The following is a 23,107-nucleotide window of genomic DNA, read 5'->3' on the forward strand; positions in this document are numbered from 1 at the left end:
GTTGCCGAGAGGCGCGGATTCCGCACCCCACAGCAACCGCAACTCGGTTCGAACTCGCTCAGGCCGGTGGCTGCTGATCCCCGGCAGGCTTCTGCTCGGCTGCGGGCTGCTGCGCCGGCTGCTGTTCGGCAGGCTTCTGCTCAGCGGGCGCGTCTTCCGCACCGACCGCCTTGCGAGCCGCGTCCTGTGCCTTGTCGACCTGGTCGGCGTACTTGCCGCCGGTGGCCTTGTCGATGGCGTCGCCACCCTTGTCGATCAGACTCGGGTTGCCCCGGAGTGCTTCCTTCGCCTTGTCGACGAGTCCTTTGAGATCCATGGTCTGCTCCTGGTCACACTCGGTGATTGGGTCGACGTCGACGCCGCGGGAGCAGCGTCGCGTGCAGTCGAGTCTATGTCCATCGGCGGGTCGGAACCACGGACCAATGGACCAGAAATCAGGACTGAGCCGACCGCTCCTTCTCGGCCCGAAGGCTCGTCTGCTCAGCGTCGTCACGTTCACGCTCGTGACGAGCGATGATGCGCGGTCCGATCCGCGACATGATCTCGACGGCCACGATGCCGACGGCCGCTGAAATAAATGCAACCGAGTTCATCTGCCAGTTCGACGAGTCGAGTTTGAACATGTGCTGGGTGAACGGCCACGAGAAGATCAGCACGTATGCGCCCGCGGACACCGCGATCAGCAGCACCTTCCACCACGTATACGGGCGCGCGACAACAGCCAGGACGTACACCGCGATGGCGATCAGCGTGATCAGAGTTGCTGTCGCGGCCTGTGTCTGATGTGGCGACAGCTCCACCGAGTCGCCGCCCAGCGAGTTGCCGGACCCGCCCGGATTGACGATCAGATAGGTGACGAATGCGCAGAGCCCGACGATGATTCCGTTGGGCACCGCCTGTGTCAGCACACGCCGCACGAATCCGGGACGAGCCCGCTCGTTGTTGGGTGCGAGCGACAGGATGAAAGCCGGAATGCCGATGGTGAACCACGCGGCGATCGTCACGTGGATCGGCTGGAACGGATAGCTGATCGACGGTGTGCCGAACAGCTTTGCTCCGAGCCCTGCGATACCCACGAACAGCGCCAGCAGCACCGCGTAGACGGTCTTGGTGAGGAACAGGTTGGAGACACGCTCGATGTTGCCGATAACCCGACGACCCTCACCGACGACATAGGGCAGCGTCGCGAACTTGTTGTCCAACAACACGATCTGGGCCACCGATCGAGCGGCAGAGCTCCCCGACCCCATCGCGACGCCGATGTCTGCGTCCTTGAGCGCGAGCACGTCGTTGACGCCGTCTCCGGTCATGGCGACGTTGTTGCCATCGGACTGCAATGCGCGCACCATCGCACGCTTCTGGTCGGGCCGTACACGCCCGAACGTGACGCCGTCTTCGACGGCGTGCGCGAGTTGGTTCGGCTCGGTCGGCAAGTCGCGCGCGTCGACGGAGGTGTCGGGTGAGCCGAGGCCAAGCGACTCCGCGACCGCGCCCACCGAGCGGGCGTTGTCGCCGGAGATGATCTTGACGGCAACGTCCTGCTCCTCGAAGTAGTCGAGGGTGGGACGAGCATCCGAACGGACCCGCTGCTCGAGCACGACGAGTGCGACGGGGGTCAGGCGCCCGGGCGTCGCCGACCCCGCGTCCGGCTCGGTGTCGACAGCGACGTCGAGCCGTGCCAGGAGCAGTATGCGTAGGCCCTGTGCCCCGAGATCGCTTGCGACGCGCGCCGGTTCGGAGTCGTCGTCGAGCAGCACATCGGGGGCTCCGAGGACCCAGTTGCCCGCGTCGTTGCCGTCGGCATCGACGAACGACATGCCGCTCCACTTCTTGGCGGAGGTGAACGGCTCGACGGCCGAAGTCGTCCAGTCGGGCGCGTCGTCGTACACCTCGCCGACGGCCTGCATGCTCGCGTTGGGACTGCGATCGTTCTTCGCCAGCGCGGCGAGTGCCTGCTCGGCCTCCGTACGACGATTCGACGACGCGCCTGCCCCGCTGCCGTTCTCAGCCGTTCCGTCGTCGACTTTTCCGTCATCAACTTTTCCGTCGTCGCTGATGATCCGCAGCTCCGAGACGCGCATGCCGTTCTCGGTGAGTGTGCCGGTCTTGTCGGCGCACACGATGTTGACGCGCGCGAGGCCTTCGATCGCTGGTAGTTCGTTGACCAGACACTGCCGCTGCCCGAGACGGATGACGCCGACGGCGAATGCGATCGACATCATCAGCACGAGGCCTTCGGGAACCATCGGCACGAGCGCCGCGACCATGCCGAGCAGCGATGCGCGAAGACCGTTGTTGCTGATGAAAAGCTGGTTGACGATGGTCAGCAGCCCGGCGGGAATCAACAGCCAGGTGATGACCCGCAGGATCTGATTGATGCCGGACCGCAGCTCCGACGACACGAGCGTGAACTTCGACGCCTCGGAGGCCAACTGCGCGGCATACGCGTCGGCGCCCACCTTTGTCGCGCGGTAGGCGCCCGCCCCGGACACCGCGAAGCTGCCGGACAGCACCTTGTCTCCGGCGGATTTGTCGATGGGATCGGCCTCGCCGGTCAGCAGCGACTCGTCGACGTCGAGGACATACGACTCGACGACCTCACCGTCGACGACGATCTGATCGCCCGCACCGATCTCGATGATGTCGTCGAGCACCACCTCGTTCGGTGGGATCTCGGTGACCTCACCGTCGCGTCGCACACGCGGTTTGGCCTGTCCGACGATGGCGAGTTTGTCGAGGGTCTTCTTGGCGCGGATCTCCTGGATGATGCCGATACCGCTGTTGGCGATGATCAGCAGACCGAACAGCCCGTTGATGAGCGAGCCGGTGAAGACCACGATCGCGAACAGCACCCCGAGGATCGCGTTGATCCGGGTGAAGACGTTGGCCTTGATGATGTCGCCGACCGAGCGCCCCGAGCGGTCGGGCATGTCGTTGACCTTGCCGTCGGCGACGCGCTGTGCGACCTCGTCGGCCGTGAGGCCCCGCTCGGGGGCCGCAGTGCTCTGCTCGCTCACGCCGAGGTCTCCCACCACGTGGGTGTGCGCAGTCCGGTCCCGATACGCGCGGTGATGTCGATGGTGCCGCCGGGCTGCGGCACCACGACGGACGTGTTGTTTCGCTCGGCTGCGGGCAGCAGGCGTGTGATGGGATCGGCCCACGCATGCCTCGCGAGACTGAACGTTCCCCAGTGAATGGGCAGGAACACCGAGTCGGAGCCCGATTCGCGCGACAGCATCCGATGTATCGCGACGGCTTCCTCCGGGTCGACGTGCACCTCCGGCCACGACGGGTCGTATGCGCCGACGGCGATGAGCGTCAGGTCGAACGGTCCGTGTCGTGCACCGAGTTCTTCGAAGCGCTCGCTGTAGCCGGTGTCGCCGGAGAAGAAGAATCGGTGCTCGGGTCCCACCACGGCCCAACTCGCCCACTGTGTGAGGTTGCGGGTGAGTCCGCGCCCGGAGAAGTGGCGGGCCGGTCCGCAGAAGAACTCGAGTGAGGTCGCTCCGCACAGGACAGAGACGCTCTGCCAGACGTCGGCCTGCCGGATACGGTCAGCGGGGATTCCCCAGCTCACGAGGTGCGCAGCGACACCGACGGGCGCGATGAACACCGCCTCGGGCGATGCGTCTGCCAAGGCGACGACCGTGTCCATGTCGAGGTGGTCATAGTGATCGTGACTGAGCAACACGACGTCGATCTGCGGGAGGTCGGCAACGGTGACGGGCACCGGATGCAGTCGGGCCGGCCCCACCTGCTGCCACGGGGAGCACCGCTGGCTGAACACCGGGTCGGTGAGGATGCGGGTACCGTCGAGCTCTACGAGTGCCGACGCGTGCCCGAGCCAGGTGACGGTGAGCTTGCCGGGCTCTGCGTCGAATTGCGGCACGGTGACGAGGACCGGTCGGCTCGGCCTGCCGGGGCCGCGAGCCATGTCGAGGGCAACCTGGAAGTCGGGAGTCACTCCGGATGCCGACGGTTCGGGATTGACGAACGCGCCGTCGACGAGATACTCCGACGATTCGACGTACGGCCGGATCGCGTCGCGGTCGGCACCGAGCGCGCGGGCCGCGGGCAGTCCTGCTGCCGACAATGCGCCGGTTGCCGAATCGGCCACTCGCACCCCGACGTCGGCGAGACGACTGATCATGAGCGGGGTTCCCTGTCTTGTGGGGAATTCGGTGTCCTGCGAGAACTCCTTGCGACCATTCCGCCACACTATCGCTTCTGCACCACGATCAATCGGACGCGCGTCGAGTCGCATCGGTGGACAATCGTTCTCGTGGCGACATCGACCCTGATACGCTTCCGACACCTATCCGTTTCAACTGGGGAGTGAGCGGTCCGTTGGCTCGGATGTCCGTCGATGACAGGCGCACAGCGCTCGTCGAATCCGCGTATCGCGTGATTGCCGATCACGGCGTCGAAGGCGCGACCACGCGGCGCATCTGTGCGCATGCCGGAATGCCACTCGCGAGCTTCCACTACGCATTCGAAAGCCGTACCGCACTGCTCTGGGCAGTGATGGAAAAGGCTGTGCCCGAGGATGTTTCGCTCATGCTCGAGTCGCTGCTGCCGGTGGGCGAATCGTCTGCCGTCGGCGTCGAGGCGATGCGTACCAAGATGTTCGAGCAACTCGACGCGTTCTACATGATGCTCAAAGCCGACCCCGGGCGGCTCCAGGCGACCATCTCGCTCGGCATCTACGCGCACAACCATCCCGAATTGCAGCCGGCGGGCAAGCAGATGTACGAGCATCTCTATGCGCTTGCGGCACAAGGGCTGGCCGCGGCGGGCGAGCAGGCGCAGATCGATTGGCTCACACCGGTCGCTCGCATTGCTCCCGTGTTCATCGCCAACATCATCGCGATCACCCTGGTCTACCTGTCGACTGCCGACGACAGCGCTCTCGGCGCCATCACGGAGTCGATGGTGCGTGACGTCATGACGCACGTCGCGCCGCGCTGACACGGTGACGCCGAGTGGCGCAACCACGCCACGGAGCCGACACTGGATCAATGCGTGATGTTCTGCCAGTGGTGATCGATCGCCTCAGTCGTGGGCCGGTCGCCATCGCTCGCATCATCGGCACGAGCGGCCCGACCCCGCGCGGCGTCGGCGCTGCGATGGCTGTCACGGCCGACGGCGAGGTCATCGGGTCGGTCTCGGGTGGCTGCGTCGAATCAGCGCTCGTCCACACCTGCATGACCGTGCTCGACGACGGTTGTGCCGTCGTCGAGCATTTCGGTATTGCCGATCCAGATGGCATCGAAGTAGGCCTGACCTGCGGTGGATCTCTGGAGGTCTTCGTCGAGCGCATCGACTCCGGTCATCGACGCGCGTTGGACGACCTCACCGGACATCTCGCGGCGGACCGTCGAGTCGCCTGGGCAACCACGCTGAGTGACTCCCCCGAGTGGCACATCACGACGTCGACGAGCGAGCCATGGCGTCGGCTCGGCCGCGACGTCGCCGATCTCCTCGCGTCGGGGCGCAGCGGCATCATCGGCGTCGACGACTGCGACGAGCCCGCGGAGTCGGGTGCCGACCGTCCGCGCACGTTCGTACACACCTTCGCCCCTCCCCCGCGGTTGATCCTGGTGGGTGCCAACGACTTCGTGCGTGCCACGAGCAGCATCGGACGCTCGCTCGGCTATCGGGTGACCGTGGTCGACGCGCGGCCCGTATTCGCCACCTGCGCACGCTTTCCCGACGCCGACGAGGTCGTCGTCGACTGGCCGCACCGCTACCTCGAGTCCGAGATACGTTCCGGCACAGTCGATGCCACAAGCGCGATTTGCGTGATGACCCATGACCCGAAGTTCGACGTCCCGACGCTTCGCGTTGCGCTCGCCGACTCCGCCGCGGGTTTCGTCGGTGCACTCGGCTCCCGTCGGACGGTTGCCGATCGCAACGAGCGCCTCGTCGAATCCGGCGTCACCGCAGCACAATTGAGTCGTATACGATCGCCGCTCGGACTCGACCTCGGGGGACACACGCCTGCCGAGGTCGCCGTCTCGATCGCCGCGCAGTTGATCGCGGATCGTCATGCCGCTTCGGCTGCCCCACTACACACGACGTCGGGTCCGCTCCATCGCTGAAGCGAACCCGACCTGAAGCGAACCCGACGTCGTGCAATTCTTGCCCGTGAGGCTATGCGTCCTCCTTCGGCGACTCCGAGGACGAGCTCGGAGTAGCCGTCGTCGCCGCTTCGGTTGTCGCGGCAGGGATGTCGGAGGTCATCGACATCACGTCCTGCGCGGGCAGGACATGCTCACCGGTCTTGTCACAGGAGAGTGCAAGCGAGCTGATGTACTGCTTCTCGCCGTTCGGACCGGGCACCGCCGAGGCGATCATGTCGGGTCGCTCGAACTCGATCTTGGTGACGCAGCACAGCAACTTCACGTCGGTGGGGTTGCCGTGCTCGTCGTACATCGGGATATCGATACCGTCGTCGACGCGACGCAGGTAGTACTTGCCCTTCGTCGCGATCGCGAAAATGGGCGGCAGGACGATGGCGAGCACGAGCGCCACCAGCGGCGAGTACGGCTGGATGGCATCGCCAAAGACGTGGAAGTACACCAGGATCGACGCGCCCGCCGAGATCAGGAGCGAGCAGAATCCGACCGGGTTGACGCTGTAGATCATGCCGCGACGGAACTCCGGCTGCTTCGGCGAGATGCCCAAGATGTACTTGTTGATCACGATGTCCGACGCGACGACGGCGATCCACGCGATACCGCAGTTCGCGTAGAAGTTCAGCAGGTTGTTCAGGAAGCTGAACATGTTGGCTTCCATCAGCACGATCGCGATGATCACGTTGAAGAACAGGAACACCAGGCGTCCGGGGTAGGTCTTGGTGACACGCGTGAAAGCGTTGGTCCACGCCAGCGAGCCCGAGTAGGCGTTGGTGACGTTGATCTTCACCTGGCTGATGACGACGAGGATCACGGCGAGGGTCAGAGCGAGCCAGTGCGGCAGGAAGTCCTGGTAGATCTCGACGAACTGGTGGACGGGCTGGTTCGCAATGCCCGCGTTGTCGACGCTGATCCCGATCAGGTACACGGCGAGGAAGAGACCGACGATCTGCTTGATGGCGCCGAAGAACACCCACCCCGGTCCGGCGATAAGGGTTGCCGACCACCACTTCCGCTTGTTCTCAGGCGTACGGGGCGGCATGAAGCGTAGGTAGTCGACCTGCTCTGCGATCTGGGCGATCAGGGACAGACAGACACCGGCCGCGAGCATCGTGCCTGCGAAGCTGACACCCTTGCCCGCTGGGTTGCCGTCGCCGTCGACACCGCTGAACGCGAAGAAGTCACCGATGGCCGAGGGATGCTTGATCACCAGGTAGATGAACGGGAGGACCATCATGACCAGCCACAGCGGCGTGGTCCACACCTGCAGTTTGGCGAGTGTGTTCATGCCGTAGATGACCAACGGGATGACCAACAACGACGAGACCAGGTAGCCGATCCACAGCGGTATGTGTAGGCCGAGTTCGAGGCCCTGCGCCATGATCGAGCCCTCGAGGGCGAAGAAGATGAAGGTGAACGACGCGAAGATGACGTTGGTCAGCACCGAGCCGTAGTAACCGAAACCGCTTCCGCGCGTGATGAGGTCGAGGTCGATGTTGTATCGAGCAGCGTAGAACGCGAGCGGATAGCCCGTGATCACGATGACGACCGAGAAGAACAGGATGCCCCACAAGGCATTTCCGGTGCCGTTGGCAATACCGATGTTCGCGCCGATCGCGAAGTCGGCAAGGTAGGCGATGCCACCGAGGGCGGAGACGGCGACGACGCCCGGTCCCCACTTGCGGTAGCTGCGGGGCGCGAAACGAAGTGTGTAGTCCTCGAGGGTCTCGCGCATGGCAGCAGCCTGCGCACCCGTCGCGATGATGCTGTGTTCGGCGTTTTCTATCTCGCCGACCTCGTCGGCCACCTCGCCGACGTGTTCGTGATGCTTATCGGTGGCCATCGGCCCTCCTGCGTGATCCGAGTTACAGATCGGCCAAACGTACGAACGCCATGTTTCGGCGAGTTACTCGGAATGTTTCACGCAGGAAAACTAGGCATCACGGCCACGGCTGTTCGACGATGCGCCCGTAGACGCACCGTCGACGACGAAACACGTTGTCCGATCTACTTTCCCGTGAATTCAGGCTTTCTCTTCTCGGAGCGAGCGGCACGCCCCTCGACCACATCTTCGCTTTCCCACGCGCGACGCATCGCGGCCTGACGATCGGCGGGTGCGTCGTCGCGCGCACCGTCGCCGTTGAGTACCAACTTGTAATGCTGCAGCGTCAGAGGGGCGAGATCGGCGATGGTCGACGCCCAATGCTGGGCGTCGGTGAGATCGCCGATGCGATTGGCGAATCCGAGAGCATGAGCGCGGTCGGCCGACAACGGATCGCAGCCGATCAGCATGCCGCGCGCCTGGCCTGCACCCACCAGTGAGACGAGGCGTCGAATTGTCCACTCGTCAACGGCGACACCGATTTTCGCTGCGGGAATACCGGCAAGAGCGTCGGGGGCCATCACCCGAAGGTCGGCCGCCATCGCCAGTTGCAGGCCTGCGCCGAGTGCCGAACCGTTGAGTGCCGCGATCACCGGGACGGGCACCGACTCGATCTCGCGCAGTGTGGCGATGAGCTTTTCGAGGAACGCGGGGTCGTAGACGGGACCGGACAGGTCGGCGCCCGCACTGAATACGCTGCCGCGGCCGGTGACCACGATGGCCCTGGCGCCCGCGTCGACGGCGTCGGCGAAAGCCTTCCCGAGACCGTCGACCATGTCCTCATTGAGTGCGTTGCGCTTGTCCTGGCGATCGAGCTCGATCGTCGTCACCGAACCTTCTGCATGCGAGTGGATCATGCAGGAGAGACTACCCAGCCCCGCCATTTTCCGGCGGGCACACTGGAGAGGTGTCGAGTCCGTCGCTGTCGCCCGAGTCCACAAGCCCCGATGTGCACGAATCCGTCGCGCAGGAGCCCGACGCGTTCAGCGATGTCCTCGTCATCGGTGGCGGCCAGGCAGGACTGTCGGCGGCGTACTTTCTGCAACGCTTCGGCCTCGGTGACCGCTACCAGTTGCTCGACCACTCCCCGCGTCCCGGCGGTGCATGGCAGTTCCGATGGCCGACGCTGACGTTGTCGGGCACCAACCGTGTGCACGATCTTCCGGGATACGGGCTTGGCGAGGCGGTGGGCATCGACCGCGGCGAGTTCCCGGCGTCGTCCGTGGTTCCCGAGTATTTCGCGAAGTACGAGAACAGGTTTGGGCTGCGGGTACATCGACCAGTCGACGTACGTTCCGTCGAACGCGACGGCGACGGATTTCGAGTGACGCTCGGCGGCCGACTCCGCGGGCGTGAGATCTCCGCACGCACACTCATCAACGCCACCGGAACGTGGGAAAGGCCGTTCATCCCTCACATTCCGGGAGCCGCGGACTTTCGCGGCAGGCAACTGCACACACACGACTACACCGGACCCGAGGACTTCGCCGGTCAGCGCGTGTTGGTCGTCGGCGCAGGCATCTCGGCAGTTCAGCTACTGATCGAGATCGCTCGACGCGCTCCCGGCGTGCAGACATTCTGGTGCTCGCGCACCGAACCGCGCTTCGATTCGAATCCCTTCTCACCCGACCTCGGTCGCGAAGCCGTGGCCCGCGTCGAACGCCGGGTTCGTGCCGGCCTACCGCCGACGTCGGTGGTGTCGGTGACCGGCCTCGCGGTGACACCGACCATCGAAGCCGCGCAGCGCGACGGAATCCTCGACAACTGGCGACCGATGTTCACCCGCATCACCGAGACCGGCGTGTGTTGGGACTGCACGGGCGGGGCAGGCGGGAACGGGTCGGCACGCGGGAGCAGCAGCGCGGTCGCTGCGGGCGAGCAACTCGACGTCGACGTCATCTTCTGGAACACCGGCTTCCGAAGCGCGCTCGATCATCTATCGCCTCTCCACCTGCGCGGACCCGGCGGCGGAATCGTCATGACCGGACGCCTTGCAACCACCGTCGCCGACGACCCGCGGGTCCAACTGCTCGGCTACGGACCGTCGGCGTCGACGATCGGTGCCAACCGCGCGGGTCGCGAGGCAGCACGCAACGTCGCGGAGATTCTTGATGCCCAGCCTTGACAATTTGTTGTGTTTTCCCAACACTATGTAGTGTGAGTCCAGTACGGCGGGGAGAAAAGCTCCCCATCTACAACCGCATCGGAGTTCTACGCGCCGAGCGGAGGATGTCGCGTGCCGATCTGGCAGCACTCGTCGGCATCAACGTCCAGTCCGTCGGTGCGCTCGAGCGCGGCGACAACTACCCGAGCCTCGACCTCGCGTTTCGCATCTGCGAAGTCTTCGACCTCCCCGTAGAAGCGGTGTTCAGTCGCACCGAGTTCTCGGCGATGTCGGCCGAGCTCTACCCCCGACGCGCCATCCGCGTCGACGAAACACACTCACCGCAACCGTCGTCCACCACGGAGGAAGCACAATGAGGGATCCCAACTCGGCCATCCCGGCCGAAGCGACGCCCGAGCTGTGGCGTCGCTACGACGAGTGGCGTGGTCAACGCCATGTTCGCTTCAACCAACGTCATGCAGGCAAGCTGATGAGCTGGCGCAATCGTCGAGCCGCGCGACGAATCGTCCTTGCGGAGATCGTGGTGCTGGTCGTGCTCTTGGCCAGCGCGGTGGTGGCGTTCTTCACCTACGCGTTCTTCATCCCGTTCATCATTGCCATCGTCGGCGCGTTCGTCGTGCAGTACCTGCTGCGGATCGTGACCGGCTCCATTGCCGAAACCCCGGTCACCGCGCTCGACGAAATCCAACTCGCGCAACGTAACTCGGCCCGATCAGTGGGATTCATCGCCCTCTTCTCGCTGATGTTCATCCCGTACATCATCCTGATCGTCCTGGGCACCCGAGAGCAGGTACACGGCCAACTGGTGTACGGCACCGGCATTTTGCTCATCAGCCTCGTGCTGACCGGCGCCCTCGTGCCAACCATGCTGACCGCGTGGTGGAGCGACGACGCCGACCCCGAAGACTTCGCAACCTACGAGGAGAACGATCATGCCTGAATCCCTCACCGTCGACGGACTATCCAAACGGTATGGCGACGTCGTCGCACTCGATGACATGACTTTCACCGTCGCCCCCGGAGAGATCTTCGGCTTCGTCGGTAGCAACGGCGCAGGCAAGTCGACGACGATGCGCATCATTCTCGGTGTGCTCGAACCGGATTCGGGTCGGGTGACGCTCGGTGACGCACCGATCGATCTCAACACGCGGCGTCGAATCGGGTACATGCCCGAGGAGCGTGGGCTCTATCCCAAGATGAAGGTCGGCGAGCAACTGGTGTTCCTCGCGCGCCTCCACGGAATGAGTGCCGACCAGGCCACCGAGAGTGCCCGGCGCTGGACGCAGCGACTCGGCGTCGACGAACGGTACGACGACAACGTCGCCGACCTCTCGCTCGGCAACCAGCAACGCGTACAGCTCGCCGCGGCGCTGGTCCACGATCCAGACGTACTGGTCCTCGACGAACCGTTCTCGGGCCTCGACCCGGTGGCCGTCGATGTGATGAGCGACGTTCTGAAAGAGAAAGCAGCCGAGGGCATTCCGGTCATCTTCTCGTCGCATCAGCTCGATCTGGTGCAGCGACTGTGTGATCGAGTCGGCATCGTCGTCAAGGGCAGAATGCGTGCGCTCGGCACCGTCGACGATCTCCGCACACGTGCTGGCGTGATCCTCGAGGTCGACGGTCCTGACTCGACGACCCGCTGGGCCGATGGCTTTCCCGGAGTGCTGGAAGCCGAATACCAACCGGGCGGTGCTCGGCTGCGCGTCGACCCGACGACGCTCGACGACCAGGCAGTACTCAATCGCGCATTGACACAAGGACCGGTACATCGCTTCGCGCGGACAACACCCGACCTGACCGAACTCTTCCGAGAGGTGGTGACGGCATGACCTCCCACAATTCCACTGACAACACAGCCTCACAGGGCGCGAGTGCGCTGCAGACGATTCGCCTTGTGGCACAACGTGAGATCGCCACACGTGCCAAGACCCGATCGTTCGTCGTCAGCACCGTGGTGTTGATGCTCGTGATCGTCGTCGGCCTGATCGTCTGGAAGGCGATCTCCGGTGGTGGAACCGACCCAGAGCGTGTCGGCGTTGCGGGCGACAGTTCCCTGTCGACGACGATCGGCCAGGTGGGCGAGGCCAGCGGCACGCCGATCACCGTCGTATCAATCGCTTCTGGTCCGGATGCGTTGTCGCAGGCACGCAGCAGCGTCGAATCCGGTGATCTCGATGCCGCGGTGGTGCGGGGTTCCGGTGAGTCGTATGCGATCGTCAGCAAGACGGAGCTGTCCGACTCGCTGTCGGGTGTGCTGCGCGGCTCGATCCAGCAGCACGAGTTGGCCCAGGGTCTCACTGCCCGCGGTGTCGACGCGGCGTCGCTGCCGACACCGACGATCACCACTGTTCAGACCACCCCGGACAAGCCCGACAAGGCGCAGCGGATCGTGATCGCGCTCGTCGGCGCGATTCTGCTCATCACAGCAATCATGCTGGGCGGCAACATGATTGCCGTCGGAGTTGTCGAAGAGAAGACGTCGCGGATCGTCGAACTGCTGTTGGCGACGGTCAAGCCGCTGCACCTGATGTGGGGCAAGATCCTCGGGATCGGAGCGGTTGCACTCGGGCAGGTGGTGGTGCTCGGCCTGACTGCTCTGATCGCCGGGATCGCCACCGGGATGTTGACGATCGCCGGTACTGCCATCTGGATGTTCTTCGCGGTTCTGGTGTGGTTCCTGCTCGGGTACCTGTTCTTCGCGACGCTGTATGCCGCTGCGGGAGCACTGGTTTCGCGCCAGGAAGAGCTCGGCTCGACGATCATGCCGCTCACCGTGCTGTCGATGGCCGTGATGTACGCGGGGATCTTCGGAGTGCAGTCGCTGCAGTCGACGTTCATCGAAGTGCTGACGTGGATTCCGCCGTTCTCGGCCGTGCTGATGCCGATTCGGATCGCCACCGGCGACACCAACGCCATGCAGATCGTCATCTCGCTGATCCTGATGATCCTGGCCTGCGCCGCTGCCACCTGGTTCGCCGCGCGCATCTACCAGCGCTCGATCCTGCGCACCGGCAGCCGCGTCAAGTGGTCCGAAGTGCTCTCGATGGCGCGCTAGGGGCGGGGCGGGCGGTCGGGGCCTGGGGCTGTGCACCCCGGGCCCCGGGCGCCCGACCTCAGGCCGTGGCAGGCACCCCGGCGCCCTCGCTCGACGTGTCGCCGCCCTCGGTGGTCGGGGCAGGCCCGTGCGGCACGAAGTCGCGGCTGCGGATCAGCAGCAGGGCGGCGAGGCCGCCGACGACGGCCACGGCGCCGCTGATCCAGTACAGCGCGTTGAGGGCCTCGGCGTAGGCGGCGTGTTTGCCACCGGCGGGGTTCTCGCGCAACGACGAACTCAACTTCGAGCTGAAGGCGGTGCCGTAGACCGCGATGCCGACGGCGATGCCGATCTGCCGGAAGGTGGTGTTGATGCCCGACGCCATGCCGGAGCGGTGCACGTCGACGACGCCCACGGCGGTCGCGGCGAGCGGCGGGTTGACCAGGCCGCTGCCGATGCCCGCAATGATCAGGCCGGGGATGAGGTGCGTCCACGACGAGTTCTCGTCGAGACCGGCCATCAAGAACAGTCCGACGCCGACGATGAGCAGGCCCGGTCCGATGAGCCAGCGCAGCGGCACCTTCTCCGACAGTCGGCCCGCGATCGTGGCGCTCACCATCGTGCAGCCCGACATCACCAGCAGCCGGACGCCGGTTTGCAGCGCCGAGTAGCCGAGCCCTTCCTGCAGGTAGAGCACCACGTACAGCAGCATCGCGAACAGCGAGCCGTTCATCGCGAAGGCGGCGATCAGACCGCCGGTGAAGGTGGGAATCCGCAGCAGTGAGAGGTCGAACATCGGCTCGTCGACACGCAGTTCGATGATCACGAACGCCACGAGCAACACCGCGGCGACGATGAACGAGCCGACGACGAGGCTGTCACCCCACGAGCGCTGCCCGGCCTCGGTGAGCCCGTAGACCAGAGCGACGAGGCCCGCGGTGAATGTGACGACGCCGGGCCAGTCGATTCGACGAGCATGAGGCGAGCGCGACTCGTCGACCATCTTCCACGTGACGAACAGGGCGGCGATACCGATGGGCAGATTGACGAGGAAGATCGCACGCCAGCTCACGCCGGTCGTCAGCACGCCACCGAGGATGGGGCCGAGTGCCGTCGAGATACCGGTGACCGCACCCCAGGCGCCGAAGGCGACACCGCGTTCACGGCCGTGGAACGTCGACGCGAGAAGCGCGAGCGACGTCGAGAACAGCATCGCGCCGCCGACGCCTTGCAGTGCGCGGGACACGATCAGCATGACCGGGTCCTGTGCGACGCCGCAGAGCAGCGAGCCGAGTGTGAAGATCACCAAGCCGATCGAGAAGATTCGACGTCTGCCGAACTTGTCGGCGATCGATCCGGATGTCAGCAGCAACGACGCCAGCGCTAACGCATACGCGTCGGTGACCCACTGCAACTGACTGAAACTGGCGCCGAGTGCATGTTGAATATCGGGAAGTGCGACGACGACGATCGTGACGTCGAGCAGCAACATGAAGGTCGCTGCGCAGACGACGACAAGCGTCCACCATTTGCGTTCCATGAATGTGTACCTTTCGAGGATTTCGCCCGAATCCGGTGCGTCAACGCACCTCAGGCGGTATGAACCAAGTGTGATCCCGCAATCGCTCGGCGTCGCCAGGAGACCCCGATTCCGTTAACTTCAGGACATGGGAGCCACAACCTCGCCAGAATCCTCCATCCTCGACGGTCTGGACACGAGAATCGCTCGCGCCATCCAACTCTCGCCACGGGCGTCGTTTCATGAGATCGCCGACGTCCTCGGCGTGGCCGAACAGACGATCGCCCGACGCTATCGACGCCTGCGACGCGATGGTCTCCTGCGCGTCACCATGGCCACCGACCCCCGTGCGCTCGGAAACTCGACATGGGTCGTGCGGGTGCGGTGTCGCCCGGAAGGAGCCGACGGTATCGCCGGTGCCTTGGCAGCGCGAGACGATGTCTCGTGGGTATCCATCTACGAGGCCGGCTGGGAGATCGTCTTCAACCTGCGCGCAGCCCATCCGCACGGCGGAATGGAACTCCTCACCCGAACACTCCCCAAGGCGGCACCGGTCCTCGACGTCCGGCCGGCAGCGGTGCTGCACACGTTCGTCGGCGGGGCACCGACGGATTGGGAGGGCTGGCATGACGCGCTCACCCAGACGGAGGCGGATGCCCTTGCGAAAACACGCATTCCGAGCGGACCCGACGGCGGTCGGCCCTCATCGACGACGATCGATCGCACCGACAGAGCGATCATCGATGTCCTCACCCGCGACGGTCGGACGTCGTATACCGACCTCGCTCGCGCAGTGGGTTCGACGCCGGGCAAGGTGACCCGACGCGTCGAGCACCTCGTGTGGTCGGGCATCGCCTACTTCGACGTCGATCTCGCCACTGCCGCGCTGGGACGCGACGCGATCGCGATCTGGCTGACGGTGCACCCCCGACATCTGGCAGCGACCGGCGAGGCACTCGCAGCCCACCCCGCAGTGCCGTTCGCGGTTGCCGTCACCGGGGCGGCCAACATGACGGCCAGTGTCATGGTGCACGACACCGACGAGCTGTACTCCTTCGTCACCGATGTCCTCGGACCCCTCGACGGGATCACCTCGTACGAATTGCTCCCGCTACTCTCGCGCGTCAAGAACGCGGGTTCGCTCGTGAGTGGGGATCGCCTTGCGCCACCGAGGGTTTCGGCGTCTCAGATCTCGCCGTCTCAGAGCTCACCGAAACGTCGAAGTGCCTCTTCGCGTTCGGCTTTGTGATCGACGATCGGTTCCGGGTAGTCGTCGGTGTCGAATTCGGGAATCCAGCGTCGAATGTAGTCGCCGTCTGGATCGAACTTCTTGGCCTGCGTCTCCGGGTTGAACACCCGAAAGTACGGTGCCGCATCGGTTCCCGTGCCCGCGGCCCACTGCCAACCGTGCTGATTCGACGCCATGTCGCCGTCGGTGAGCTGGTCGAGGAACCACTTCGCACCCCACCACCACGGCAGGTGCAGGTCTTTCACCAGAAACGACGCGGCGATCATGCGCACCCGGTTGTGCATGAATCCCGTTTCGCTCAGTTGACGCATCCCCGCGTCGACGAGTGGGAAGCCGGTTCGCCCCTCACGCCACGCGTCGAAGTGCTTCTCGGCGGACTTTCCGGTGTCGAGTGCGATGTCGTCGAACTGGTCATTCCAGTTGTGCCAGAGGCTCTTTGGCCAGTTGTAGAGCACGTCGGCGTAGAAGTCACGGAACGCCAGCTCACGCAGATACGCCTGCGCCGACTGCGACCTGCCGAGGTCGGCGGCCATCGTGCGCGGGTGGATATTGCCGAACTTCAGATACGCCGACATCCTGCTCGACGCGTCGAGATCCGGCCTGTCCCTGTCGGACTCGTAGCCCGACAGGTCGTCGTCGACAAAGGTGCGCCATCGCTCGAGTGCCGCGTCTTCACCGGCAGGCAGGTCCAGCGTCGTGGGTGCTGCCGGAATCCTGATACGACCAGAGGGGTGAATGTCGCTGGGATTCAGGATGTTCGACGGCGCTTCGGTCTTCGCCGGCGCACGCCAACCGTGGTCGCGCCATGCACGGAAGAACGGCGTGAAGACCTTGTACGGTGTGCCGTCGGACTTCGTCACCCTGCCCGGCGAGACAAGGTAGGGCGAGCCGACGGGTTGCCACGTCGCGCCAGATTCTTCGAGTGCAGTGACGACGGCATCGTCTCGACGTCGCCCGAACGGCGAGAAGTCCTCGCTCACATGCACCGAACCCGCTCCGACGGCGTCGACCAGTCGCGGAATTTCCTCGTCAGGACGTCCACGCACGACGAGGAGCTTGCCGTCGAGCTTGGCGTCGAGTTCGCGGAGCGAGTCGTAGAGAAAGGCGAGTCGTCGCTCGCCTGAAGAGGATTCGAGACGCGGGTCGAGCACGAAGCAGACCAGAACCTCGCGATTGCCGTCGCCGATCGCTTCACCCAGCGCCGGGAGATCGCCTAGTCGCAGATCACGCCGTAGCCAGCACAACGCCGGTGCATCGACATCCGATGCACCGGCGTTGTTACGTTGCGAGGCGATCTAGCCCACACCCAGCAGGTCGATGATGAAGACCAGTGTCCGTCCGGACAACCGGTGGCCCGCACCCTCGGGGCCGTACGCCAGCGCAGGTGGCACGGTGAGGCGACGGCGGCCGCCGACCTTCATGCCCGGGATTCCCTGCTGCCAGCCGGGGATGAGCCGGTCGAGCGGGAAGTTGGCCGACTGACCACGGTCCCACGACGAATCGAACTCTTCGCCCGACTCGAAGTCGACGCCGACGTAATGCACGTCCACGACGTCGCTCGGCTTTGCCTCGTCGCCGTCGCCGACGATGATGTCTGCGATCACCAACTCACTGGGAGCGGGACCTTCTTGGAACTCGACTTCTGGCTTCTCGGTACTGGTCACGGGACTCTCCTTTGAGTCGTGGGGTGTACAGGTCGAAGCGTCGAACTCAGCGGTCGCCCATCGTGACGTAGTCACGCTCGGGGTAGCCGGTGTAGAGCTGACGCGGTCGGCCGATCTTGGTCGCGGGATCTGTGTTCATCTCACGCCAGTGCGCGATCCAGCCCGGCAGACGTCCGAGTGCGAAGAGCACCGTGAACATGCGGGTCGGGAAGCCCATGGCCCGGTAGATGACGCCGGTGTAGAAGTCGACGTTCGGGTAGAGCTTGCGCGAGATGAAGTAGTCGTCATTGAGGGCGACTTCTTCGAGTCCCTTGGCGATGTCGAGCAGATCGTCCTGGACGCCGAGCGATTGGAGGATCGTGTCGGCGGTCTTCTTCACGATCGCTGCGCGCGGATCGTAGTTCTTGTAGACGCGGTGTCCGAAGCCCATGAGCTTCACACCGTCTTCCTTGTTCTTGACCTTGGTCATGAACGCCTTGGTGTCGCCACCGGAAGCCTTGATGTCTTCGAGCATCTCGAGAACGGCCTGGTTGGCGCCACCGTGCAGCGGACCCCACAGAGCGTTGATGCCACCCGAGATGGACGTGAAGAGGTTGGCCTGCGACGATCCGACCAAACGCACGGTCGACGTCGAGCAGTTCTGCTCGTGGTCGGCGTGCAGGATGAACAGCATGTCGAGGGCCTTGGCGACCTCGGGGTTGACCACGTAGGGCTCGGCCGGGAAGCCGAAGGTCATGCGCAGGAAGTTCTCGACCAACGACAGCGAGTTGTCGGGGTAGAGGAACGGCTGGCCCGCCGACTTCTTGTAGGCGTAGGCGGCGATCGTCGGCAGCTTGGCAAGCAGACGGATCGTCGACAGTTCGACCTGCTCGGGGTCCTTGGGATCGAGCGAGTCCTGGTAGTAAGCACTCAGTGCGTTCACTGCGCTAGACAGCACCGGCATCGGGTGTGCGTTGCGCGGGAAGCCGTCGAAGAATCGCTTGAGATCCTCATGCAGCAGGGTGTGCCGCTGGATCTTGTTGTTGAACTCTTCGAGCTGGCTCGGAGTCGGCAATTCGCCGTAGATCAGCAGGTAGCTGACCTCGATGAAGGTCGACTTCTCTGCCAGTTGGTCGATCGGGATACCCCGGTAGCGCAGAATGCCTGCTTCTCCGTCGATGTAGGTGATCGCGGATTTGCAGGCTGCGGTGTTGACAAAGCCGCCGTCGAACGTCGTGAGATTCGTTTCTGCGAGGAACTTGCCCAGCGCAACCGAATCACTGCCCGCGGTGGCCTTGAGAATGGGAAGCTCGAGCTGCCCACCGGGGTAGATGAACGTCGACGAGGCGGTATCCGATGCCGAGTCGGCGGGAGCTGTTTCAGCGGACACTCCAAAACCCCTTTACTCAGGTATGAGACCCACAGGTACATGTGACGCACTGTGAGTCGGACTCTCCGTTACTAAACGTAGTCGGTTATCGACATGCGCGCCCACGGAGGGTGCATTGACGTTGGTCAACCGTAGCCGAATACCGTCTGACCTGCGCCTCGATCACGGGGCATCGAGCTCGCTCGCCCACGGAGGGTCGGCTCCGGGACGCGAAACGGTCACCGCGGCGACTCGTGCCGCGTAGTCCGCGGCACGTAGCCAATAGTCGGCGTCGCGCGACCGCAGTGCTGATGCGGACAAATCGCCCGACTCGTCGAAGAAATGGAGCAACCCTCCGAGCACACTGTCGCCCGCCCCGATCGTGTCGACGACGGTTGTCTCGGGAGCCTGTGCCAATACGGTGAATTCGCGTGTGCGAACGGAGATTCCGTCGGCTCCGTGGGTGATCACGACGGCCCCCGCGCCCTCCCGGAGCCAGTCGTCGACCGACGAGCCGTCTGCTCCGTCGCCGAGCCAGTCCACGTCTTCGTCGGAGAGTTTGAGGACGTCGACCATCGGTACCCAGTCAAGGAATCGTCGACGGTAGACGTCGGGTTCGTCGATCACGGAGGGCCGGATATTCGGGTCGAGTGCAACGAGACGCCCGGCGTCGTGAGCTCGACGCATCACCAGTTCGTAGACGCTCGCACCCGGTTCGAGGACCATGGACAACGTTCCGAAGCACACCGCGGAGACGGTCGCGGCGAAGTCGCCGGGCTCGGTGACCAGGCGGTCGGCGGTGCCCTCCACATAGAAGGAGTAGTGCGCTGCGCCGTCGGTACCGATCGTGGCCAGGGCGAGCGACGTGGGTTCGGAGCGACGTTGGACCAGTGTGGTGCCGACGCCCCCGGCACTCAGAGCAGCCATGATGGCGTCGCCGTAGGTGTCGGTGGAGACCGCAGAGCAAAACGAGACGGCGCTGCCGAGTCTGCCGAGGGTGATCGCGACGTTGAACGGTCCGCCGCCGAGTGCCGGCTGCAACGGTGGCAGGTGCGAAGGATCGGGGCCCGGAGCCGTTGTCGCCACCACGTCGACGAGCGCCTCACCGCACACGACGATCTCTCTCAACGATCTGCTCCCATGCGTGTCACGCGCCCAGTGTGCCATCCGGACGTGGCCGTCGACGGTAGATTCGATCGGTATGCAGGAGTTACCCGCCGGCCCCGATGCGGTGCTTCTCGACTTCGCCGATGCCGACGACCCGGCATATGCGGTACTCGAGTCGGCGACCGCGTTGCGGGCCGCGATAGCCGACGGTCGCCTCGTGGCCACCGAGGACCTTGTGCCGAGTGCGTCGTCAATTCTGGTGCAGGGCAAGACAGGTGGCGGTGTGGATGTCCTCGGCATTCATCGCGCACTGCGGCTCGGGATCGCAGGCGCCGACGTTGCGGATTCGACGCCCTCACCCGTCGAGATACCGGTGCACTACGACGGCGACGACCTCGACGACGTCGCCGGTGCACTCGACATGAGTGTCGACGCGGTGATCACGGCGCATCGGGGTACTGAATGGGTCGTCCAGTTCATGGGTTTCGCACCGGGTTTCGGCTATCTGGTGCCCGCTTCTGACGCCGCCGATGCCGCTCTCACCGGACTGCTGAACCTCCCCCGACGGCCACACGCCCGTACTCGCGTGCCGGCCGGGTCGGTGGCGATCGCCGCCGGATACAGCGCGGTGTATCCACGCGATAGCCCCGGAGGCTGGAACCTGCTGGGACGCACCAGAATCAGCCTCTGGAGCGAACACGACGACCCGCCGGCCTTCCTCGCACCCGGTACCCGTGTCCGATTCGTCGACGCCAGCGTCTCCCAAGACTCTGCCGCTCGACCCGACGACGACACGGAGAACCAGTGACTCACGCAACGGTGATCGCCACCGGGCCGTTGGCGACGATCCAGGATCTCGGACGTCCCGGCTATCAACACCTCGGAGTGCCGAGGTCGGGTGCCGCGGATCGAGTCGCCATGACCCTTGCCAATCGCCTCGTCGGCAATTCCGAGGACGCCGCGACGATCGAAACCACACTCGGTGGCCTCGTGCTCCGTTGCGACACAGACACACTCGTGGCCGTGACGGGCGCCGACGCTTCGGTCTCGGTCAACGGTGTTGCCGTCGGGGTCAATTCGGCTGTCGTAGCCCGCGCCGGGACGAATGTCGAGGTCGGCACGCCGCAATGGGGTTGCCGCAACTACGTCGCCGCACGAGGTGGATTCGACGTCGAACCCTCGCTCGGGTCGCGGTCGACCGACACGCTCTCCGGAACCGGACCCCCTCCCCTGGCCCAGGGCGACGAACTGAGGGTTGGGGATGCAGACCAGACGTGGCCGGCAACTCTTCATGCCCCGGCAGACACCCGGCGGGTCGGCGTCGTCGAACTCACCACGTTTCCCGGCCCACGCGCGAATCGCCTCTCCGAGCCGGGCGACCTCTTCGCAGGCACGTGGGAGGTCACGCCCGCGAGTAATCGGGTCGGGGTACGCCTACGACGTCGCGATGGCGACACCACGCCGACCTTGACACATCGCACCGACCTTCCCGAGATGCCCTCCGAGGGCGTTGCCCACGGAGCGGTTCAGATTCCGCCTGCCGGCGAGCCCGTCATCTTCCTCGCCGATCACCCCGTGACCGGCGGATACCCGGTCGTGGGTGTCCTGTCGGCGACGTCGGTCTCGGCCGCGGCGCAACTCGTCGCCGGCACGCTCGTCCGCTTTCAGCCCGGCTGATCAGGTCGGGCAGCGTTGACAGCACCGTGAGACGCACCTAGGGTTTCGTCTCATGACGCACGTCACAGCCAACTCGTCGAGCTCGTCACCCGAAACATCCGACGCCGTCGAACGTGAGGCTGCGACGACCGACACCCCGCGTCGTGCCGAGTACCCGCATGTCGAGTACCCGCCGCTGGGCCCCGACTCCCTGACGTGGCAGGTGTGGGGAACCTGGACCGGAATGATCCAGGGCCTCTGGGCCGGGTCGATTCAGAACATGCACCCCAAGCTCGGGCAGGCCGTGTGGGACCACTCCGACTTCTTCGGCGAACGCTGGCAACGCCTCATGCGATCGCTGTATCCGATCGGCGGAGTCGTCTTCGACGAGTACTGGGGCTTCGAGACCGGCAAAGAGGTGCGCGATTACCACCGCGAGATCAAGGGCACCATGCCCGACGGTTCGCGATACCACGCCCTCGACCCCGACGTCTTCTACTGGGCGCACGCCACGTTTTGGTACGGCAACGTGCGCCTCTGCGAGAGGTTCGGCCCGTGGTTGACCGAAGACCAGAAGCGACAGCTCTTCGAGGAATCGAAGAACTGGTACGCCATGTACGGCGTGAGTATGCGGCCGGTACCCGAGACCTACGAGGACTTCCTCGAATACTGGGATCACATGTGCCGCAATGTACTTCGCGACCACGAGTCGGTACGCACGGTCCTCGACATCTCGACGCTTCCCCCGCCTCCCTATCTCTCGTTCATCCCGACCGCGCTCTGGCGTCGCGTCATCGCTCCGGTGGTCGCCCGCAACTTCATCTGGCTCACCACGGGGTTCTACGACGAACCGATCCGCGAAATGATGGCACTGCCCTGGACCGACCGGGACGAGAAGCTGTTCCGTCTCCTCGGCAAGACCTACAACCTCGTGTTCCATCGGTTGCTACCCCGGCGGCCGTGGCGGCATCCCCGTGCCCGCGATGCGTGGGACCGCGTGAACGGACGGGTTCCGGCCGACGCACCGCTCGTCGAGACGCCGTCGCGCAACCTGCCGCCGGAGTCCGAACGCGGCAAGTCGATGCACTACTGCCCCGTCCACGCGGCGCGCACCGCAACCTATCCGGGCAGGGTCACGCCCGCCGACTAACAGTCGCGACGCGCAGTGGTCTCGACTCGGGTGCTCGCTGCGCTCGCGCCCGCTCGACCAGCGGGGCGCCCCGCTGATCGAGCCCCATCCCGCTGATCGAGCCTGTCGAGATCACCCGCAGCGCGCGTACACAACTCGGTCGTCAGCGCGACGCCAAGACAATAATCTCCTCGGCGCCCCGCTGACGTCACGATTGTGTACGCACCCCGGCTCGAGCCAGACCTTGCGACCCG

21 protein-coding genes are annotated in these 23,107 nt (G+C 64.9%); 11 read left to right on the top strand and 10 right to left on the bottom strand.

From position 1 onward, the window contains the following. Positions 1-58: 58 nt before the first annotated feature. The 3 genes from A5785_RS01895 to A5785_RS01905 form a co-directional block, all read right to left on the bottom strand. Positions 59-316: an antitoxin gene (locus A5785_RS01895; RefSeq protein WP_049697849.1), complete on the bottom strand. Its 258-nt coding sequence runs from the start codon at positions 314-316 to the stop codon at positions 59-61. Between the two features lie 118 nt (positions 317-434). Further along, positions 435-3,017, bottom strand: coding sequence for an HAD-IC family P-type ATPase (locus A5785_RS01900; protein ID WP_049698076.1), 2,583 nt, complete (start codon positions 3,015-3,017; stop codon positions 435-437). After that, on the bottom strand, positions 3,014-4,150 hold the full coding sequence (locus A5785_RS01905; RefSeq protein ID WP_049698075.1) for an MBL fold metallo-hydrolase: 1,137 nt from the start codon (positions 4,148-4,150) through the stop codon (positions 3,014-3,016). Before A5785_RS01905 ends, A5785_RS01900 begins: the two co-directional genes overlap by 4 nt. Positions 4,151-4,356: 206 nt before the next feature. Here A5785_RS01905 and A5785_RS01910 point away from each other — a divergent pair, with 206 nt between their 5' ends. Continuing rightward, positions 4,357-4,968, top strand: a complete 612-nt coding sequence (locus A5785_RS01910; RefSeq protein WP_049698074.1) for a TetR/AcrR family transcriptional regulator — start codon at positions 4,357-4,359, stop codon at positions 4,966-4,968. 50 nt (positions 4,969-5,018) lie between these two features. Continuing rightward, positions 5,019-6,101 carry an XdhC family protein gene (locus A5785_RS01915; RefSeq protein WP_049697848.1) on the top strand — a complete coding sequence of 361 codons (1,083 nt, stop codon included), beginning with the start codon at positions 5,019-5,021 and terminating at the stop codon, positions 6,099-6,101. Between the two features lie 52 nt (positions 6,102-6,153). On the opposite strand, the gene A5785_RS01920 is transcribed toward A5785_RS01915, so the two are convergent. Beyond that, the gene (locus tag A5785_RS01920) at positions 6,154-7,980 is read right to left on the bottom strand and encodes a purine-cytosine permease family protein (RefSeq protein ID WP_049697847.1); all 1,827 of its coding nucleotides are present in this window, start codon (positions 7,978-7,980) and stop codon (positions 6,154-6,156) included. Positions 7,981-8,144: 164 nt separating this feature from the next. Further along, positions 8,145-8,876, bottom strand: coding sequence for an enoyl-CoA hydratase (locus A5785_RS01925; RefSeq protein ID WP_049698073.1), 732 nt, complete (start codon positions 8,874-8,876; stop codon positions 8,145-8,147). 92 nt (positions 8,877-8,968) lie between these two features. Between A5785_RS01925 and A5785_RS01930 the strand changes: the two genes are divergently transcribed. Genes A5785_RS01930 through A5785_RS01950 form a run of 5 tightly spaced genes read left to right on the top strand, consistent with a single transcriptional unit; the run spans position 8,969 to position 13,202 of the window. Beyond that, complete coding sequence (locus A5785_RS01930) at positions 8,969-10,144, top strand: NAD(P)-binding domain-containing protein (RefSeq protein ID WP_049697846.1); 1,176 nt, start codon at positions 8,969-8,971, stop codon at positions 10,142-10,144. A 32-nt stretch (positions 10,145-10,176) separates the two neighbouring features. Further along, on the top strand, positions 10,177-10,500 hold the full coding sequence (locus A5785_RS01935; protein ID WP_049697845.1) for a helix-turn-helix transcriptional regulator: 324 nt from the start codon (positions 10,177-10,179) through the stop codon (positions 10,498-10,500). Then, on the top strand, positions 10,497-11,084 hold the full coding sequence (locus A5785_RS01940; protein WP_049697844.1) for a hypothetical protein: 588 nt from the start codon (positions 10,497-10,499) through the stop codon (positions 11,082-11,084). Before A5785_RS01935 ends, A5785_RS01940 begins: the two co-directional genes overlap by 4 nt. Beyond that, the gene (locus tag A5785_RS01945) at positions 11,077-11,976 is read left to right on the top strand and encodes an ABC transporter ATP-binding protein (RefSeq protein ID WP_049697843.1); all 900 of its coding nucleotides are present in this window, start codon (positions 11,077-11,079) and stop codon (positions 11,974-11,976) included. Before A5785_RS01940 ends, A5785_RS01945 begins: the two co-directional genes overlap by 8 nt. Continuing rightward, positions 11,973-13,202: an ABC transporter permease gene (locus A5785_RS01950; RefSeq protein WP_049697842.1), complete on the top strand. Its 1,230-nt coding sequence runs from the start codon at positions 11,973-11,975 to the stop codon at positions 13,200-13,202. Before A5785_RS01945 ends, A5785_RS01950 begins: the two co-directional genes overlap by 4 nt. A gap of 58 nt (positions 13,203-13,260) precedes the next feature. On the opposite strand, the gene A5785_RS01955 is transcribed toward A5785_RS01950, so the two are convergent. Further along, the gene (locus A5785_RS01955; RefSeq protein ID WP_064864346.1) at positions 13,261-14,721 is read right to left on the bottom strand and encodes an MFS transporter; all 1,461 of its coding nucleotides are present in this window, start codon (positions 14,719-14,721) and stop codon (positions 13,261-13,263) included. A gap of 127 nt (positions 14,722-14,848) precedes the next feature. Between A5785_RS01955 and A5785_RS01960 the strand changes: the two genes are divergently transcribed. After that, on the top strand, positions 14,849-15,949 hold the full coding sequence (locus A5785_RS01960) for an AsnC family transcriptional regulator (protein ID WP_064864347.1): 1,101 nt from the start codon (positions 14,849-14,851) through the stop codon (positions 15,947-15,949). Here the strand turns inward: A5785_RS01960 and A5785_RS01965 are convergent. The 4 genes from A5785_RS01965 to A5785_RS01980 all read right to left on the bottom strand — a co-directional run bounded on the left by A5785_RS01965 (position 15,901) and on the right by A5785_RS01980 (position 20,089). Further along, the gene (locus tag A5785_RS01965; protein WP_049697839.1) at positions 15,901-17,193 is read right to left on the bottom strand and encodes a cryptochrome/photolyase family protein; all 1,293 of its coding nucleotides are present in this window, start codon (positions 17,191-17,193) and stop codon (positions 15,901-15,903) included. The genes A5785_RS01960 and A5785_RS01965 overlap by 49 nt on opposite strands. 51 nt (positions 17,194-17,244) lie before the next feature. Then, positions 17,245-17,613: an FKBP-type peptidyl-prolyl cis-trans isomerase gene (locus tag A5785_RS01970; RefSeq protein WP_049697838.1), complete on the bottom strand. Its 369-nt coding sequence runs from the start codon at positions 17,611-17,613 to the stop codon at positions 17,245-17,247. 46 nt (positions 17,614-17,659) lie between these two features. Continuing rightward, positions 17,660-18,982 (bottom strand): citrate synthase, encoded by a 1,323-nt coding sequence (locus tag A5785_RS01975; protein WP_082938088.1) that lies wholly within the window; start codon positions 18,980-18,982, stop codon positions 17,660-17,662. 162 nt (positions 18,983-19,144) lie between these two features. Further along, positions 19,145-20,089, bottom strand: a complete 945-nt coding sequence (locus tag A5785_RS01980) for a carbohydrate kinase family protein (protein ID WP_049698071.1) — start codon at positions 20,087-20,089, stop codon at positions 19,145-19,147. A 73-nt stretch (positions 20,090-20,162) separates the two neighbouring features. Here A5785_RS01980 and A5785_RS01985 point away from each other — a divergent pair, with 73 nt between their 5' ends. From A5785_RS01985 to A5785_RS01995, 3 genes are read left to right on the top strand one after another with little or no spacing between them, the layout of a single operon-like run. After that, on the top strand, positions 20,163-20,876 hold the full coding sequence (locus A5785_RS01985; protein WP_064864348.1) for a 5-oxoprolinase subunit B family protein: 714 nt from the start codon (positions 20,163-20,165) through the stop codon (positions 20,874-20,876). Next, positions 20,873-21,745: a biotin-dependent carboxyltransferase family protein gene (locus A5785_RS01990; RefSeq protein ID WP_064864349.1), complete on the top strand. Its 873-nt coding sequence runs from the start codon at positions 20,873-20,875 to the stop codon at positions 21,743-21,745. The genes A5785_RS01985 and A5785_RS01990 overlap by 4 nt, the downstream gene beginning before the upstream one ends. A 52-nt stretch (positions 21,746-21,797) precedes the next feature. Then, positions 21,798-22,874 (top strand): oxygenase MpaB family protein, encoded by a 1,077-nt coding sequence (locus tag A5785_RS01995; RefSeq protein ID WP_197500786.1) that lies wholly within the window; start codon positions 21,798-21,800, stop codon positions 22,872-22,874. Positions 22,875-23,107 lie beyond the last annotated feature (233 nt).

Source organism: Gordonia sp. 852002-50395_SCH5434458 (assembly GCF_001665905.1).
Taxonomy (GTDB): Bacteria; Actinomycetota; Actinomycetes; order Mycobacteriales; family Mycobacteriaceae; genus Gordonia; species Gordonia jacobaea.